Annotated in this window: 17 protein-coding genes; 8 read left to right on the top strand and 9 right to left on the bottom strand. The window is 41.6% G+C overall.

Features of this window, described 5'->3' with window-relative positions; translation table 11 throughout:
- Positions 1-32: 32 nt before the first annotated feature.
- Positions 33-695: a class I SAM-dependent methyltransferase gene (locus LEP1GSC192_RS06915; protein WP_020769297.1), complete on the bottom strand. Its 663-nt coding sequence runs from the start codon at positions 693-695 to the stop codon at positions 33-35.
- Positions 696-872: 177 nt separating this feature from the next.
- Between LEP1GSC192_RS06915 and LEP1GSC192_RS06910 the strand changes: the two genes are divergently transcribed.
- Together LEP1GSC192_RS06910 and LEP1GSC192_RS06905 are read left to right on the top strand one after the other, a co-directional pair.
- Entirely contained in the window at positions 873-2510 is a 1638-nt protein-coding gene (locus tag LEP1GSC192_RS06910; RefSeq protein WP_020769159.1) for a hypothetical protein, read from the top strand.
- Entirely contained in the window at positions 2507-3658 is a 1152-nt protein-coding gene (locus LEP1GSC192_RS06905; protein WP_020769062.1) for a lipopolysaccharide assembly protein LapB, read from the top strand. Before LEP1GSC192_RS06910 ends, LEP1GSC192_RS06905 begins: the two co-directional genes overlap by 4 nt.
- A 6-nt stretch (positions 3659-3664) precedes the next feature.
- Here LEP1GSC192_RS06905 and LEP1GSC192_RS06900 read toward each other — a convergent pair whose 3' ends face one another.
- Positions 3665-4630, bottom strand: coding sequence for a metalloenzyme domain protein (locus tag LEP1GSC192_RS06900; RefSeq protein ID WP_020768991.1), 966 nt, complete (start codon positions 4628-4630; stop codon positions 3665-3667).
- Positions 4631-4704: 74 nt separating this feature from the next.
- On the opposite strand from LEP1GSC192_RS06900, the gene LEP1GSC192_RS06895 reads away from it, so the two are divergent.
- Genes LEP1GSC192_RS06895 through LEP1GSC192_RS06875 form a run of 5 tightly spaced genes read left to right on the top strand, consistent with a single transcriptional unit; the run spans position 4705 to position 9181 of the window.
- Positions 4705-5706 carry a hypothetical protein gene (locus LEP1GSC192_RS06895; RefSeq protein ID WP_232420980.1) on the top strand — a complete coding sequence of 334 codons (1002 nt, stop codon included), beginning with the start codon at positions 4705-4707 and terminating at the stop codon, positions 5704-5706.
- A complete protein-coding gene (locus LEP1GSC192_RS06890; RefSeq protein ID WP_020769202.1) occupies positions 5703-7940 on the top strand; it encodes a hypothetical protein in 2238 nt (745 codons plus the stop codon). Before LEP1GSC192_RS06895 ends, LEP1GSC192_RS06890 begins: the two co-directional genes overlap by 4 nt.
- Positions 7941-7971: 31 nt before the next feature.
- On the top strand, positions 7972-8565 hold the full coding sequence (locus LEP1GSC192_RS06885; protein WP_020769212.1) for a M48 family metallopeptidase: 594 nt from the start codon (positions 7972-7974) through the stop codon (positions 8563-8565).
- Positions 8565-8768 carry a hypothetical protein gene (locus LEP1GSC192_RS06880; protein ID WP_036089237.1) on the top strand — a complete coding sequence of 68 codons (204 nt, stop codon included), beginning with the start codon at positions 8565-8567 and terminating at the stop codon, positions 8766-8768. Before LEP1GSC192_RS06885 ends, LEP1GSC192_RS06880 begins: the two co-directional genes overlap by 1 nt.
- Positions 8765-9181, top strand: a complete 417-nt coding sequence (locus LEP1GSC192_RS06875) for a hypothetical protein (RefSeq protein ID WP_020769186.1) — start codon at positions 8765-8767, stop codon at positions 9179-9181. The genes LEP1GSC192_RS06880 and LEP1GSC192_RS06875 overlap by 4 nt, the downstream gene beginning before the upstream one ends.
- Here the strand turns inward: LEP1GSC192_RS06875 and LEP1GSC192_RS06870 are convergent.
- The 4 genes from LEP1GSC192_RS06870 to serC all read right to left on the bottom strand — a co-directional run bounded on the left by LEP1GSC192_RS06870 (position 9143) and on the right by serC (position 13245).
- Positions 9143-11023: a hypothetical protein gene (locus tag LEP1GSC192_RS06870; RefSeq protein WP_020769055.1), complete on the bottom strand. Its 1881-nt coding sequence runs from the start codon at positions 11021-11023 to the stop codon at positions 9143-9145. The genes LEP1GSC192_RS06875 and LEP1GSC192_RS06870 overlap by 39 nt on opposite strands.
- Before the next feature lie 22 nt (positions 11024-11045).
- Complete coding sequence (gene rpiB, locus LEP1GSC192_RS06865; RefSeq protein ID WP_020769363.1) at positions 11046-11480, bottom strand: ribose 5-phosphate isomerase B; 435 nt, start codon at positions 11478-11480, stop codon at positions 11046-11048.
- A gap of 79 nt (positions 11481-11559) precedes the next feature.
- Positions 11560-12135, bottom strand: a complete 576-nt coding sequence (locus LEP1GSC192_RS06860; protein WP_020769259.1) for a hypothetical protein — start codon at positions 12133-12135, stop codon at positions 11560-11562.
- A gap of 18 nt (positions 12136-12153) precedes the next feature.
- Positions 12154-13245 carry a 3-phosphoserine/phosphohydroxythreonine transaminase gene (gene serC, locus LEP1GSC192_RS06855; protein ID WP_081603577.1) on the bottom strand — a complete coding sequence of 364 codons (1092 nt, stop codon included), beginning with the start codon at positions 13243-13245 and terminating at the stop codon, positions 12154-12156.
- 157 nt (positions 13246-13402) lie between these two features.
- On the opposite strand from serC, the gene LEP1GSC192_RS06850 reads away from it, so the two are divergent.
- Positions 13403-15076 carry a P83/100 family protein gene (locus LEP1GSC192_RS06850; protein ID WP_020769044.1) on the top strand — a complete coding sequence of 558 codons (1674 nt, stop codon included), beginning with the start codon at positions 13403-13405 and terminating at the stop codon, positions 15074-15076.
- An 82-nt stretch (positions 15077-15158) separates the two neighbouring features.
- On the opposite strand, the gene fliE is transcribed toward LEP1GSC192_RS06850, so the two are convergent.
- Genes fliE through flgB form a run of 3 tightly spaced genes read right to left on the bottom strand, consistent with a single transcriptional unit; the run spans position 15159 to position 16482 of the window.
- Positions 15159-15539: a flagellar hook-basal body complex protein FliE gene (gene fliE, locus LEP1GSC192_RS06845; RefSeq protein WP_020769365.1), complete on the bottom strand. Its 381-nt coding sequence runs from the start codon at positions 15537-15539 to the stop codon at positions 15159-15161.
- Between the two features lie 12 nt (positions 15540-15551).
- On the bottom strand, positions 15552-16013 hold the full coding sequence (flgC, locus tag LEP1GSC192_RS06840; protein WP_020769017.1) for a flagellar basal body rod protein FlgC: 462 nt from the start codon (positions 16011-16013) through the stop codon (positions 15552-15554).
- A gap of 37 nt (positions 16014-16050) precedes the next feature.
- The gene (gene flgB, locus LEP1GSC192_RS06835) at positions 16051-16482 is read right to left on the bottom strand and encodes a flagellar basal body rod protein FlgB (RefSeq protein WP_020769034.1); all 432 of its coding nucleotides are present in this window, start codon (positions 16480-16482) and stop codon (positions 16051-16053) included.
- Positions 16483-16565: the final 83 nt, after the last annotated feature.

Raw genomic sequence — 16565 nt, 5'->3', positions numbered from 1 at the left:
TGGACTGTTCGTCATATACAAGCCAAAGAAGTTTAAGAACGGATCAATTCTTCCGAATACATTTCTTCTTCTCTCAGATCGTAATAACCGTATTCGAATTCAGGGCCTGATTGGATTTCCAATCCGTATACGTTTTCACTGATGCGAACAGTTTTAATAATTTCTAATTTATACTGTTCCGCTAAAAACTTCATTTTATCCAAAGAGATCTTATCGTTGATCCTAGGGCCGATCGGATATTCGTTTTTAACCCAGTCTAGGACGATCAATTTGCCACCCTTCTTCATCGAACGAATGAGGCCGTCCATTGCTTGGCCTGGGTCGGCAAAAGTGGAAAGTACTAAGGATGCAAAAATAACTTCAGGAACAGGGATCCATTCCGGCAATAGGGGACGGTCCGCTTTTTCCATATAAAACGGAGTGAATCTTTGGATATTTTCGCGGTTTTTCCAATGTAATACTTCGTCCAGAAAATCTTGGTTACATTCTGCACCCCAGACCCAGCCCTCTTTATGAATGGATTTGAGAAGTGTTTCCGTCCAGAAACCAAGACCCATCCCGAAATCCACGATATTCTGCACATCCTTTAGCGAAAAATGTTTCAAAACGATTTCCGGAGGAGTAAGCTCACGTCTCTTACTAGAGAGGAGAAAATTCTGATATTCTGGGTCGTAATAATATTCTATATCGATCATTTAATTGCCGGAAGTCGTATTATGTCATATGAATGCTTTCGTTAGTCAAGATCAAACCGAAAGGAGAAGTTTCCATATATTGTGCATTTTATATTATTTTCCCCACATTCTCCTAAAAACCGAAGTAAAAATTTGCGTTGTAGCAACCGATAATCTAATTCGGAACCTCATTTCCAGATGAAAATTCGACTCCGGATCCTATCTATATTCTTCCTTTCGGTATTTGGCGGCTCTATCTATGCCCAGGACTTTCGTCTGGATAATGATAACGCAAGTGTCGCCAATTCGATCAACGTGGAAGTCCTAAAAGATGGTAGGTCCGTCCGAATCAGTTGGGAGGCGCCTAGGGAGACAGGCGAAATTATAGTGGCCCGTTCTTCTTCCATCATTGATAGTCCCGAAAAATGTTATATCTCCGATTCGTTAGGAAAATTTCCGAGCGGTGTCGCTAACGGTGTGAATCAGATCTATGATTATAATCTGAAACCCGGAACTTATTATTACGCAGTTATATTGGCTCATCACGTAAGGAAGAAGGATGTTCGATTAGTCGCAAATCGTAATTACACTACGATCCCGATTGTGATAGAGAACAATCCACAACCACAGACAAATTATCCTCCGACCAATACTCAGAATAATTACCCTCCCGCTACGAATACGAATCAGCCGCCACCTGAGGAGCAGAAGTATCTTTCGGATAACGCTAGGGTCACCGATATCTCCGTAAAAAGAGAAGGTCAGTTCCTTCGTATTTCTTGGGAACCGTATCCTAAAGGAATTCCAGGGGAGACTATTTACACGATCTATAAATCCGCAGAACCGATGTCCAGCATGACATCGATGAGAAAAGCGGAGAAGTTAGCGGAAGTTTCTCATCCGGAAAACACTTTCTTGGATCAGGATCTGACAAAGTCACAAACTCTTTATTATGGCGTTTCCGTAAAACAAGGTTTGAAAGAAGTTCTACCTTTGGTGCAGAACCAATCCTTCATTCGTCAATTTTATGTTTATGATCAAGATAAAAGAAAACCTCCTAACGAAGGAGATTCAGTAGTTACAAATCCTCAATTCGCATACGATGAAATGCACGTAAAGGATCTGAAGGCAAGTGTGATTGACGGAGGAGTTCGTCTAGATTGGAAATCTCCCGATCGTGCGGATGAAAATACTATCTATTCCATCTACCAAGCGGGTAAACCATTATCGGGCGGGGTTTCTACTTTCCTTGGCGGTAATGTTAGAAAATTGGGAGAAATAGCTCATCCGGATACGAACGTGATGGTGAAGATGAAAGCCTACACCGGAACCATGTATTTTGGGGTTACCGTAAAACGAGGAGATTTGGAAGATTTCACTCTGACTCAGGATCAATCGTATGTGGCGATCGGTGGATCCGGTCCTACCGAGAACAATACCCAAACGGCAGAAAACGACAAACCTAGCAAAAACGAACCGACGGAAGAAGAGCAAGTTCCTCAGAATAACCAAAACGTTCAGAACGATGAAAAACAACCTTTGATCGTCGAGCAGGAAGAACCGACCGACGAAGAAATTGATCGTGTATTGAGATCGACGTATTGGAAAAACGAATACGGAGAAGCGGTAAAACAATTGGCTCCTTATGCAGGTTCTAGTGATATAGATATTAGAGGAAAAGCAAAGTTTTTCCTCGGAATGTCTTTTTATAAGAAGGGCGAATATAATAAAGCCCTAAAGTTCTTCGTTCAAAAGGATACAAAGAACTACAATCCGGAACGAACCGAGTTCTGGACCAAACAATGTCTGGCCCGGATCGGCGGAGGAAGAAGATGAACCGTTCCATCATTTTAGTCACGGGATTTTTATTCGTATGCGCAGGCCTTCTTACCGGAATATACACTGCGGTGATCCAAGACACTGATTCCACAAATAAAGGGATCATGGAAAAAGTCAGAGAAGGAGAGGAATTCCTAAAACATTCCAATCCTAAATCTTCCGAAAAGGCCTTGGACATTTTCGCTGAATTATCCTCCAAGGATGTGGGCACGGATCTTTCTTTCCGCATCCAATACGATCTGGCAACCGCTCTGGACAAGACCGGAGATAAGATGAGAGCCCTTGGCATCTTCAGAGAGCTGAACCAAAAAGAAGGTTTGGCTCGCGAGGAAAAGGCTAGGGTCGCCTACGGCCTTGGGAATCTACTTCTTTTATTAAACAGGGATGAAGAAGGTAAGGGACACTTGGAAGAAGTTCTTAGGACTTCCGGAGACAATAAGCTTAGATCCAACGCGTTATCCGCAATTGCCGATTATTATATGAAAAAAGGTAACTACGATCAGTCTAGAAAGAACTACGTATTGGCCTTACAAGAAGATCCTGAAAACGTAAAAGCGAGGGTCAGATGGGGAAAATCTTTACGTAGAATGGGTAAAGATTGGTCCGCTTACGATGTGTACGAGGATTACGTTCAGTCCGACGCTTACTTCGATCCGGACAAGGTTGCCGTGGATAAGGAATTCCGTTCCGGACTTCTCGAGAAGGGAAGAGAATTATACGTTCGCAAGGAATATTACTCTGCGATCGAAACCTTGAAAAAGGCTTTGGACATCGGTGTCAGCGAAAGAGCTAGGGAACAAGCCTGGTATTATATCGCGGAAAGTTACGACGCTTTGGGAAAATCGGAACAAGCCATCCAGTATTTGAACAAAATCCTGGAAAATTCGGACGGAACCTTGGATCAAGCCGCTATGTTCAGAAAGGGGACCATTTATTTCAGAGGCGGAAAGTATGAGAAAGCTGCTGCGGTTTTCCAAGAATCTGCGGATAGAAATCCCGATAGTCCTGTAGGTAAAAAATCGGCTGCTTGGAAAAAAGAAGCCTTGGATCAGATAGAAGACGATCTTAGATACAAGGACGGAGAAGGCGGCGGAAAAGCTAAACCTAGCGACGATGATCGTCAAGACGACGATTGGAAATATTAAGAAATTTTAATTTGCAGATGTCTGAATAAATTCTTGTTCGGACATTTGGATCTGTATCCCTAAACAATCGTAGATTGCATGAGGGATATCTTTTAAAGCGTGTATCTTGTCCTTCATTTGTTCCGTATATTTACCGTACAGAATAGTTGGCACCGGATTCACAGTGTGCACATCTACAGTCAGATCTTCCAGGTTTCCATGATCGGAAGTGAGAATGAGCTGGTCTTGTTCAGGATCCATCGCGTCCAAAACTCCGAGTAAAAAACTCTCCAGGTCGGAGATACATTTTTCGGCACCTTTCCAGTTCATTTTATGGCCTACCTTATCCGTGATAAAGTATTCGTAGATACACAAAGTATGATCCTTCATCGCGGGAATGATCTCATTACCGGTTTTGTACGGATCTTGGATCTCTAAAACCGGATCATCCTTATCTATAAAGTCCTTTCCGAACTTCCTAAGGAAATCGCGGCTGATGTCCATATATAGACCCTTACCATCTCTCAAATCATCCATATCTTTTAAGGGTTTGTCTGCAGCCATTTGGATCAAAGTAGAAGCGGATACATGTCTAGGATGTTTTTTTATATGTTCTGCAAAACCTGGGGTATAACAGTTCAATAGATCCGCTTTAAATCCGTTCTCTTCTAAGATACGAATAATGGAATATTTTGCGATGATACGTTTTAAGGTGAATGTGGGAAATCCACTCATGTGACGGTTCAAGACCTGGCAGGCATTGATCCCTGTCCAAAGTGAAGTTTGGCCTGTGGCGCTTTGGGGGAGCCCTTTGACACCCATACTTGCGTCCGTTTTAATATAGGTGAGTTCTCTTAATTTGGAGGGGGAATCTTCCGGGATCGTTTTGTTGCCCAAGGGTAGAAATATCCCCTTTGCATACTTGGAGAATGGATTTTTATCCGGATTGTTTTCCCCAAAGCCTATCCCGTCTATAAATACATAAAATATCATATTGGTCCGAGAAGTATCGATTATCCCATTGAATTAGACTGATTCTTTATGAAGGAATCGCCGATACTAGAAGGGTGAACCCGCGTAAACATAGCAAAAGATCTCGAATTCTATCTCTGATACTGCTATGTATCGTATTGATTACCATCCCTTTTTTTCCAAGCGCATGGAAGGATGCAGTTTTCTTCTCTCCGATCCAAATTCTTAGTTTGTACCCTAAACTGAAAAAGGAATCTTTCCTAGACTCTATCCTAGAAAGATTTCAGAACAAGTACTATGACTTGGGTTATAGATTCGAATATTTGATGAGAGAATTTCCCAAACCTGAAACCGACAAGGGCGCAGAGGCTTTGGGAAAACTTTTCATTTCTTCCATCCAGTTGAAACAGATCCGAATTTATGATTATAATTTTAGGACAATGTATTCTTCCGATCCGAAAGGTCCTGGTTTTCACAAAGGACTCAGATTACTCGGAATGCAGGTGTCTAAGGCAGATTGGGTAGAAGATACGGACGGATTTTTATTATACAGAAATTCTTCAGGTGATCTATATCTACAGATCTTAAAAGAAGACGGCGATCGGATCGTCCAAGAAGCAAGCGGTTCTAAAAAATCCTTTTTACCTAGGGACTTTTCGGAAGGGATCTTGTATTGGGTATATAAGAAGAAAGAAGAAAATTCCGAACTCTTAGAAACCAATCTGAACCCGAACAGTACTTTACTTCCCGATAGTACCGAAGTTGCAAACTCTGAGGAATCAAAGGTAATGATACATGCACTGTTGGATAAAAACTCCAAGTCCCGGAATATTCTAGTGCGTCCCGTTTGGGAAAAGATCGTTACAGGCGATTTGGAAATTTTTCTTTCCCAACCAAGGAAGACAAGAGCGGAAGAGTTATTATTGGTCTTGAGTGCTTTCGGAATTTCTTTAATCGCTTTGATTTGCGGAATACTCGCCTCAAGAATACTTTTCACAATCCGAATGGAGAACCGTTTTTCCGAAAGAGATGAGGTGGTCCAAATGAAAACCGAGCTGATCCGTTTACTCGGACAATTTAGGGAAAAGGCAAAATGATCGGCTTTAAATTCAGACTTATACTCGCTTTATCTTTTATATTTTCCGTTTCCGTACTTCTATTAGAACCGTACTTCCCTTCCGGGATCTTTTATAAGTCCAGATTGGAATCCGTATTTGTTTCCTTTAATAAAGAGATCTTAGAGTTAGAAAAAAAGATCAGAGAATCGGATCCGGAAGAATTGGACGCGAACAATGTATTTCTTCCCGTAAAAAATTTTTTATCCTGGGACCCGAACCTAAAAAATACTCCGAATCTGGAATTTTCAGGGGACAAGGAAAGGTATTTATTGTCCCAAGCTTGGGAAGGAAAGACGAGTCGTTTTCTTTCTTTAGAAAACGAACCTGTACTATTCGTTCCCTTATATACGAAGTCTGTCGCAGTACTTGCCGTCTTAGATAAGGAAAAATTCAAAATTTCCTTGGACGATAAGGTGGAATACTTCGTTCCTGAACCAAGACTAGGCACTTTCCAAGATTGGGAAGAAAATGGGGATAAAACGGATCCTAGAAAGGTTTCGGAAGAAGTTTTGAAATCTATGAAAGATGGAGGAACCGACTTTAAAGAGATCCGTTTAGGAGATAAATTATACAGGGCATATTACGCTTTTTATCCGGAAGATAAGATAGGTTTTATCCAAGGGATTTTGCTTTTAGTACCTTTCGAACGTAATATTTTCTTAATATTGTTCCCGGTATTTTTCGGCTTATTGCTCCTATTGGATGCTTGTATCCTTTTTGTCCGCAAAAGTAAGTCCTCTTCTTCCTATTCGAAATCGGATGTTTCCAAACTCATTCAAACTCTTTCTAAAAGGATAGAAGAGACCAATTTTAAACAGATCGAAGCGGCAAAAATGCAAGAGTTCCCCGATCTTCCGGAAATCGTAACGATCCCTCCCGTTTTGGAGACTAAACCTAATGCTAGCGGGACATTCTATGTTCTACCTTTCGATCTGCCCGGGGATTCTTTTTTAACTCCTAAGTTTTTGAGAGAAAAGAAAGAGCCAATCCATATAGAAAGTGAAGTGGCTTCCGCTCTTTCGGCGGTATCCGTTGTGGAAATGCCCGAAGCTCTGCAGAAAAAGAGAGATTCTATTTTCACGGACGAATTAGCAAGACTTGTGGATAAGGTAAAATCCACTTCTCCAGAAATTCCTAAGATCCAAATTTTAGATCGTCCAAAAGATTCGGGACTATTAGCAAAAGCCCTGAGAGTAACAGGACTAGCGGAGATCGGTTTGAAAGCTGCGAGGGGGCTTGCTCCTCAGCATAAATCAAGATTTTTTCTTTGGGCGAGAGCTTGGTGGGGAATTCGTAAAACCGATCCGAACGAGGAACTTCCCCTTTCGGAAAAATTCAGAAGCTGGTTGGATAAACAACCGATCCGTGAAAAAAGGAAAATTTTAGAAGTTTTAGATGAGATCCACCAGGGTTTGGATGCTCCCGTTTCTTCTTTATTAAAATATTATCTTACGATTTTTTCCTCTCTTCATCTGAAATCTTTCAGTATTCATTTTTATGATAGAAGAAGGGGAGCTTATCTTCCTGTTGTGTCCTACGGTTTACAACCTTATAGCCGTCAGAATATGATCTTTTTATACGGAGATCAATTTTTAGGGAAAGAAACGGGAGATGTTTCCATCATTGACGTTACTGAAGAAAGGCGTAACGATCATTTTTTCCGTAAAAAATTCGACTCTGCGGATTTGGATGGAGTGATGAGAATTGTTTCTTTTCCACTTTTTAGATCCGGTTTGGATTTTAGATTTTTCCTAATGTTCCCGGACCCGCCTAATAACGATCTGGCGGATCAGATTAAAGAGAATGTGGAAAATTCCATAGAACCCGTGGAAGATGCATTTTTACAATTAGAGATAGAGCAGGCTTCGCATGCCATCCAGGACAAAAGGGATTTGGTCCAGATCCAATTTTTACTTCTTCGTTGGGCAACTCACGGCGAAAGAAGCAGATGTAATTTATACAAGATCAAATGTACGGGCGACTTGGATTATTCTGCCATTGACAAATGGAGAAAAGAAGTACTTGAGGAGGTCCAACCTAGACTCGGAGCGGAAGATTACGGGTTTGGAGTTTCTCCTTCCGAAATTTTCGTTTTGTCCAGAGAGGAAAGAGAATCGGAACTTAGAATGATCTTGGATTCGATAGGAAAGGAATATCAGATCACTCCACTTCCTTATCCGGAAAACGGAAAAAATTTGTACACATATATTTAATATTTTTCTGTCGGATAAGATTGAATCGAAAATGCGCTCTCTCTTATACATCCTTCTGATCTGTTCCAGTTTTTTTCCTTCTTTTCCCCAAGAAGAAAATAGAAGAGAATGGAATAAGGCGGCAAAACAGAAAGTTTTACTTCTTCACCAAAGTGGAAAAGAAGCGGAGAGCCTTCCTTTCCTGGAAGAATACGTTAAAAAAAATCCGAATGAGTTGGTCTATAAACTCTATTTAGCCCGGGCACTTTTTTGGAGAGCCGACTTGGAACTGCCTGGTCATTCGGAAGATGTGTTTTCTAGAATGGAGAAGGTCCGAAAGATCCGGGATAATTACTTGAGAGCAGCCAGTCTTTTCGAAGAGAACGTCGGATATTTAGCAAAGGTAAGTCCGAGAGATCCGGATTTGGGAAAGTGGACCTTTTTATGGGCCATGTCCGAATGGTATGCAGGCAGGGAAGACCGAGCTATTCAGCTATTTAAGAAGTCTTTTAAGCATGATTTTCGTTTGAATCAGGCAAATTACAATATTGGGGCGATTTACGAAAGCCTTGGACAAATCCTAGATTCTCAAATTTATTACGGAACCTACTTGAAAAACGAAAAGGAACTGAAAGAAGAGGAGTAATGGCCCGTGTCGAAAGAAGATTTCAGATGCTCCTCACCGAGGAAGAATTCGAATTATTGAGGACTGAGGCGGAGAAACGAGACCTCTCCGCGTCCGAACTACTTCGCTCCTGTTTTCGGAACGAAGTGTTTAAATCGGATTCTTATCAAAGATTGGAAGCCTTGAGAGAATTATCCAAAATTTATCCGGAAGCAAAAGTTTGAAATTATTAGTTTCTTCCGATTGTTTCAGGGATTTGATGCTCGGAAATTCCGCTTCTCGTCGCTCCGTATCGAATGCGATCGAATCACTTACCAAAAAAAATCATATCTTCGTTTTGGCTCTTCCTAGTTTGGATACGGTTCTTGCAAAAGAGCCCGATCCTTTAACAAGGGAGATCATCTGGAACCAATCCAAAAATTTATTCTTGGATTTTCTCACCATAAGAAAGGAAGAGATCTCGCTTGCGATACGGCTTTCTGCATCTAAAAATCTGGATTGGAAAGAATGGTTGGAGATTGCGACCGCTTCTTTGGCGGACTTGGATGGGATCTTATGTACGGATCCTAAATGGAAAGAGCAGAATTTAGTAAAGATCTTACTCGCTCAGGAAATAGACCTCGACGGGGTCGCTTAAAGGACTCAGTTGGTCCGGACCATTTTCCGGATCGTACAAAGAGTTATAAGCCGCAACTTTGAAATAATACGTTAATCCTTTTTGGAAGAATAAAAGTTTTTTATCGTAAGGGTCCTTACGAGGTTTCTTCTTTTTCTTTTTGGATTTAGGACTATCATCTTCGTCGTCATTTTCTTCCGGCTTTTCCGCGTTCAAAGAAATGAGCCGATTGTCTATACACTGACAAAGTTTTGGCCCGCTCATATCGTTACGTTTTGGACAAGTCGAATCATCACCAAAGATCGGATCTAAATACTCGCTCATCGGATGTTTGGTTTTTCCCTTGGTGGATAGAACCGGCATTTTTCCTTTTTCCAATTCTTTGCTGGTGCCTTTTAAGATCCCGACCATACGGTTTGGACCGACCCCATAATGGATAACATAACCGCCTTTTTGCTGCACATTCTTTTCCGGGTTTTGGGTCCAGCTCAAACAAACGCGAGGACTTTGTGCTTCCGGATCATAATCGTCAAAGTTCACTATTTTTAAACCGGCGGGTTTGACTGGAGGAGTAGTTTCTCTATAAGAAAAAGTTAAAGCTTCTAATTCAGGGCTGGACTTTGAACCTGAATCGGTCTTAAATTTGACCTTTACTTGGTAATATTTGAAATAAGAGAGTTTGTTTCCCCAGATTTTATCCAGAGGGATACGATAGCTGGAAGATTTTCCTTTTGGAGAACTTTCTTCTTCCGTTTCCCTATATGGATCATCTTCTTTGAATTCTTCTTCTATCTTTCTGAGATCGATCGATTTCCACGAAGGGTATTCTTCCGTTTTGGAGAAAATTTTAGGAGATGATCTGAAATATAACTCGAGCACGGAAGATTTGGGTATATTCGCTTTTAATAATATTGCTTCCGGTAAAGAATTGGAGAACTTGGTCTTGTAAACGGGAGAAATTGCGGTCCCGAATTTCGCATCCGCAGTAAAGGAAGAAGGATCGTACTTTTGCCCGTCGTATTGTGTGGATAGGACCTCAGGATCAGGGCTTCCTTTAGAGACTAAAAAGTCGTCCAACCATCCATAAAAACTTTCCCCGATCTTGAACGGAGTGCTGTCCTCCGGATGGAAACCGATCCGCATAATCGGTTCCTTAGAAGAGACAGAAGCCCTGTCGGTTTCTTTCCCGTTAATATAGAATACAATTTCTCTTTGAGCAGGCTTGAAATGGATGATAAAATGATTCCAATCCGATCTGGATAGTCTCGAGTTCCCTGCAAGTTTCAAAGATAAATGTGTTTTGTCCGTTTTTTGGAAAAAATTACGAAATTCTAATATCGGTATTTCGTCTTTTATCCTAAGGTCCCAGCCGAATTTTTTTCCTCGAGTATACAGCTCTTTGGAGAGTAGGACGGCTTCCTTATCCAGATTTCCGGGCAATATAAAAAAGGAGATATAAAATTCCTCCTTAATGTCGGAACTTGTAAGTATTCCTTTTGTTTTTCCGGAAACTTTGATACCCGATCTTTTACCGACGAAATCTGCGGATCTTTTTCCGGAATGTGCCTTTGCCGAATCGGGAAGATAAGAAGAGGATAATATTCTGTAACCTCCCGCTTTGTCGTTCAGGTCCGAGGCTTCCTTCTCCTCGAAATCTAAAAATAGATCGGAACCTTCTTTACGATCGCGGGGGCTTAATTCTAATTTGGGGGCTCCGTTTTCCGTACTTCCCAAACGAACATATTTGAGAACGAATGCGCTTAAAGAAAATGAATTGGATTCGGCTGAGATGGAGACGGAGAAAAAAGAAACAAGACCGACCAAACCTAAGAGATAGACCGGATAAAGGATCTTGTTTCGCATTCTTAAAAGTTATATTCCGATTTTAAACGATGGTGTCTAACTGACCCACTCTTCTTTCATGGCGTCCCGCTTCGAAAGAAGTATTCAGCCATTTTTGAGCGATTCGGGCTGCCAGGTCTTTACCTAAAACTCTTCCGCCTAAAACCAATACGTTTGCATTGTTATGACGGCGGGACATTTCCGCGGTGAACTCGTCATGGCAAAGAGCAGCTCTGATCCCCTTATGACGATTTGCTGCGATAGAAGCTCCGATCCCTGTCCCACAAAGTGCGATCAGTCCATCCACTTCTTTAGAAAGTACTTTTTTGCAAGCGTCTGCAATTACTAAAGGATAATCCACAGAGGTCTCATCCTTTGTGCCTAAGTCCAGGATCTCAATCGAGTCCGCCAATTCTTTGCGAAGGTATTCTTTGAGTTCGAATCCACCGTGATCGGAAGCGATGCCAATTTTTTTCATGTTCTATAGGTACCGTACCTACGTGAATTCTCCGATTCAAGCAATTTACAGCAAGGATCGGAAAATAAGGAAAAGTTTCTTAATCGAAGAGACCTTCTTTCAGGAAATCGGGAGCGGTCTGGTAGAATTCCCAATGTTGGACGAAGAGGGCCATATAGGTATTTTGGAAAGTGGATAAGGGAAGAAGCTTTTCCGATAAGGATTGGTACTCAGCCTGGTGAAGCCTTGCTAAAAGTTCCTTTTTAGCCTCTAAAAAGTTACGTAAGTTTTTCTCTTCAAAAGCGGACAAACGAATGGTCTTTTCGTCGGAGAGTAAAAAGTTTTCGTAATAAGAAAACATAAGTTCTTTGGTTTCTCTATGACGAGAATGGTCGGCGAGTAAAGTCACTTGTTCTTCTTTAGAAAGTCCGGACATACGGATACATTCCAAACTTTGGTAAGCGGATTTAGCTTCTTGTAAGGCGAGATTTTCGGCGATCTTGGTCCTCTCTTCCGGAGAGAGTTTAGAAGTATAAAATTCCTTTAACTCTTTTGAGCCAGAGCCTTGGGATAAACAATGGCCTACTTTCAGTTTTGTAGGAAAAAATAATGGAGAAGCGGATATCCGGATCATACCCGCGCACACAAGAGTGAGGATCAGAAGAATGTGTTTCATTTTATCCTTCCGAAAGATTTAAACCTTTTTCTCGAATTCCTTCATGTATTCCACTAAGGCAATTACACCTTCTTTCGGCATGGAATTATAGATAGAAGCTCGTAAACCGCCGACTAACCTATGACCTTCTAATCCGTGGAGTCCTCTTTCTTCTGCTCCAGCCAAAAACTTAGATTCTAAATTTTTATCTTGCAAAGTGAAGACAACGTTCATTACGGATCTGGAATTCGGTTTTACGGGAGCATTATAAAAGGAAGTTGTATCCAAATAATCGTACAGGATTTTAGCCTTCTCCTCGTTGATCTTTTCGATCTTCTCCACTCCGCCTAGATCTTTTAGCCATTCAAACACAAGTTTGGACATGTAGATGGAATAAGTAGGAGGAGTATTATACATGGATTTATTTTTTGCTGTCAGAGCATAATCCATCAATATAGGAACGGTTCTTCCGGAACGTCCGAGCAGTTCTTTGCGGATAATGAGAACACTGAGACCGGAAGGTCCGATATTTTTCTGGGCTCCCGCAAATATCGCGCCGAACTTACTTACGTCTATTTTTCTAGAAAGAATTTCGGAAGTCATATCCGCGATCAGTGGAGCCTTGGTGATATTCGGAATATTCGCATAACGAGTTCCTAATAAAGTATTATTAGAAGTAATATATACGTAAGCCGCTCCCGGATTTACCATGGAGTCGTTTAGTTCCGGAGTCTCGGTATACTTATGATCTTCTCCGTCGTAGATCTTTTTGACCGGATTGAATCTGAGAGCTTCTTCCATAGCCTTCTTCGCCCAGATACCTGTGACTGCGAAGTCGGCCGATTCCCCTTCCTTTAGAAGATTTAAGGGGAGGGCGGAGAAATGAAGGCTAGCTCCTCCGGAAAGAAACATAATTTCGTAATTTTCCGGAATAGATAATAATTCTCTGAGCAAGGAAAGGGACGTATCCAGGACTTCTTCAAAAAGTTTTCCCCTATGGCTGTCTTCCATAATGGACATACCGGATCCGCGATAGTTCAGAAACTCGGATGCGGCCTTTTCCATGACTGGAGTGGGAAGCATCGCAGGACCTGCGCAAAAATTGTAGATTCGGCGCTCAAATTTGCTCATGAGGTTAGGGTAAAAATCAGGTCTCGGGAGGCAACTTCTTACTGTTCCAACATTCTGGAAGAATTGAAAAATCCTTGGCAGAGTCCTAACTAGAATCGTAAGATAGCCAATCGTCTCACCCGATTTCGGGAGATTCGTATTTGTAAGGAGTTCCATAATGTCACGGATTCGACTGGCCGTATTTCTAATCTTCCTCGGAAGTTTTAGCTTTCCGATCTTCGCCCAAGAGGGGCCCAAACTTGGAGAAAAGGAAGTTCGTTCTACCGGAAAGGTGAACTTCATCAATAGATCCGCTGCAAGAGCCGACGAAGAGACAAAAGGAAGTAACGCCAGAACCGGTGCCGGTATCTCCGAAGCATTAAAAAAAGATCCTAAATCTCCCGCTTCTGCGGATGGGATCACCGCGATCCGCATCCTTCCCGACGAGAAGGAAAAAAAATTCGGAGCCGATCTGATCAGCATCGGTAAAGACGCCGACTACGGACATATCAACTCCATCCAAAGGATCCTTTCCGGATATGTTAAGGCAAATTTCGGATATTCCGAAGCGAACTCGGATACATTAGCGACTTATATACTTTATTACAACGCGATCCATCGTAAGAGTGCGGATTATATCAAACGTAAGTATAATACCGAAGTTGTGAAAAACGCGCAAAAAGACAAGATCGGTATCGGTAGACGTTATACGGAATGGCCTGGTAAAACACAGATCGTAATCCCAATCGTATTTAATATTCTTACCGACGACGGAAAAGATCTGGATACCGATGAGCTAGAAAAAGAAGTCAATAAGGACCTGGACAAAAAGAAAGAAGGCCAAGACGATAAAAAAAGAATGAACGACCTTCAAAACGAGAAGGCGGACGAAGAAAAACGTAAACTCCAGGACAAAAAAGAAGAGAATAGAAAAAAACAAGAAGAAGCTTCCAACAAAGAAAGAGAAGCTGAAAGAGAGATCCAGGAACTGAACAAAGATCCTGTTAAAAACAAACAAAAGATCACTCAAAAACAAGAAGAACGTAAACAGGCCCAACAAGAACAACAAAAGGCCAAAAAAGAAGAGCAACAATTAAAGGAAAAAGAGAAAGAAATCGCTAAAAAAGAAGAATCCCGTAAATCGGATTCTAAATCTTCCTCATCTTCTTCCGATTCCAAAAGTTCTTCCTCCGGAGATGCAAAAAAATCCGAGGCTAAGTCCGATGATAATAAGTCCAAGGAAGAGTTAAAACAAGAACTGAAAGAAACTAAAAAGGAACTGGAAACGGTTAAAGAAGAACAGAAGAAGAAGGAAGAATTCGACAAGAACGTTGTCGGAGGAAAAATTCTATTCTTAAAAACCTTAAAGTACACTTCCGACGGACATTATAGCAATGAGCTACACGCGTTAGATCCTACCAAGGACGATACGATCTTCAAGGGTGACTTCAATAAGATTTGTGGACGTACATTCGAAGTAGTGGATGGAAAAGCGCTTGTGGTCGGTTACGAATCCGATCACTCCGCTGCCCACAAATTGATACTGATCGATCAGGAAACATTAAAGCCGGCGATTTGGTCTGCAGATTCCGTATTCTGGCGTTCTCCAATGATCATCAAAGGAGAAGAGATCTACGCCTTTGAAGAAAGAAACGGAAAATATTATTTAAGCCGTTACGACAAAGCCTTAAAGAAAACTGCGGGAAGTGAAGAGGAGATCAGCCCGAACTCCAATGTGACTTTCTTCGGTGAAAAAATTTACGTAACCGGCAAGGAAGAAGGTTCCGGAAAAACCGAAATTGCAGTGTTCGGCAAAGCCGATCTGAAATTAATCAAAAAGATCAAACCGTAAGATTTGGCTTTGGTTTATACGGAAAAGGCGGGTCTCCACCCGCCTTTTTTTATATTAGGAATAGATAATCGAATGATGAAAATTATCTCATGGAAGTAAGATCTCTATAAGCTCTTACTACACCATCCGCTAGAGTTTTAGTGAATGTTAGTGCTACTCTTGCTTTTTCGGAAGCGACCATCACTTCGTGAGCGTCCACACTATTCGGATCATATACCATTTTTTGAGTGAGTTCGTCCGCTTCTACTTGTAGATCGTTTACTGATTTGAATGCGTTTCTCATCGCTTCCGAAAAACTTTCAGCAACATAGTCCGGAGCAACAGGCTCTTTCACATCTCCGTAATGACGTTGGTCTTCTATCTTTACGGAAACCTTGTCTCCTTTAGGAGAAAGGGGATAACGAGAATCGGAATATCCCGAGTTATAGGTGTACCAAAGTTTGGAATTAAAATCTACGTTCATTCTTCTCTCCTATTAAGCTCTTCCGATCTCCAAGGCCTTGTTGAACATTGCCTTAGATCCGTTGATCATCTGGACGTTTGCCTCGTAGGATCTGGAAGCAGAGATCATGTCCGTCATTTCGGTGACTATATTTACGTTCGGCATTTCTACATAGCCTTTTTTAGGTCCAATCTGGATCGCATCCGGGTGGGTAGGATCGTAAGTTAATCTTAAAGGACTCATATCCTTCTCGATCTTCATTACTTTCACACCCTTACCTTCTCCGGGAGAGAGACCAAAAGGATAAACTGGACTTTTCCAGCGGGTTCTTAGATTTACGGGAGTCAGTATCACTCTGTCCCTACGGAAAGGACCGTCTCCATTCGTATTTCTGGTAGTGGTTGCGTTCGCGATATTGTTCCCGATCACATCCATTCTAAGTCTTTGTGCCGAAAGCCCGGTGGCGGAGATATTAACTGCGCTAAATAGTCCCATCTTCTTCCTCTAAATCTTAGCTATGTCTCTATCGAGATTAAGCCAACCTCATTACGTTCTTCAAATCACGGAAGTTCGCATTCAGTCTTTCGACCATCATCATGTATTGCATTTGAGAATTGGATGCTTCCATTACTTCTTTTTCGGGATCCACGTTATTTCCATCGGCTCTGACTGTGGTCAGATAATCTATGTTAGCCTTTGGCTTTACGGATTTATAATCTAATGGCGTAAAAAAGGAAATATGACGTTCATCTTCGATCCTGGTCGGGATCGCCTTAGAAGCTTCTATCTTTTCGGATTCCAAGGCTCTTTTGATCATGGATTCGAAAAGTACTTCACTTCTTTTAAAATGGGGAACATCCGCATTCGCGATATTGTCCGCGAGGACTTTTCTTTTCATTGAGGCAGCGTTCATTCCTCTCTCGAGCAAGTCCTGAGTCTTCATGAAATGTGTTTTTTGGAACATAAAGCTCTCCCGAATAAAATTTCGGTTGAATTTCAAAATTCCCAAAGATAAAAAAAGAAATCCGGCCAAAAATTTCTCAGAAA

Origin of the sequence: Leptospira sp. B5-022 (genome assembly GCF_000347035.1) — a bacterium.
In the GTDB taxonomy this organism is placed as follows: Bacteria; Spirochaetota; Leptospiria; order Leptospirales; family Leptospiraceae; genus Leptospira_B; species Leptospira_B cinconiae.
Note: the sequence above shows the minus strand (reverse complement) of the source record. Positions and strands in the feature narration are given on the sequence as shown.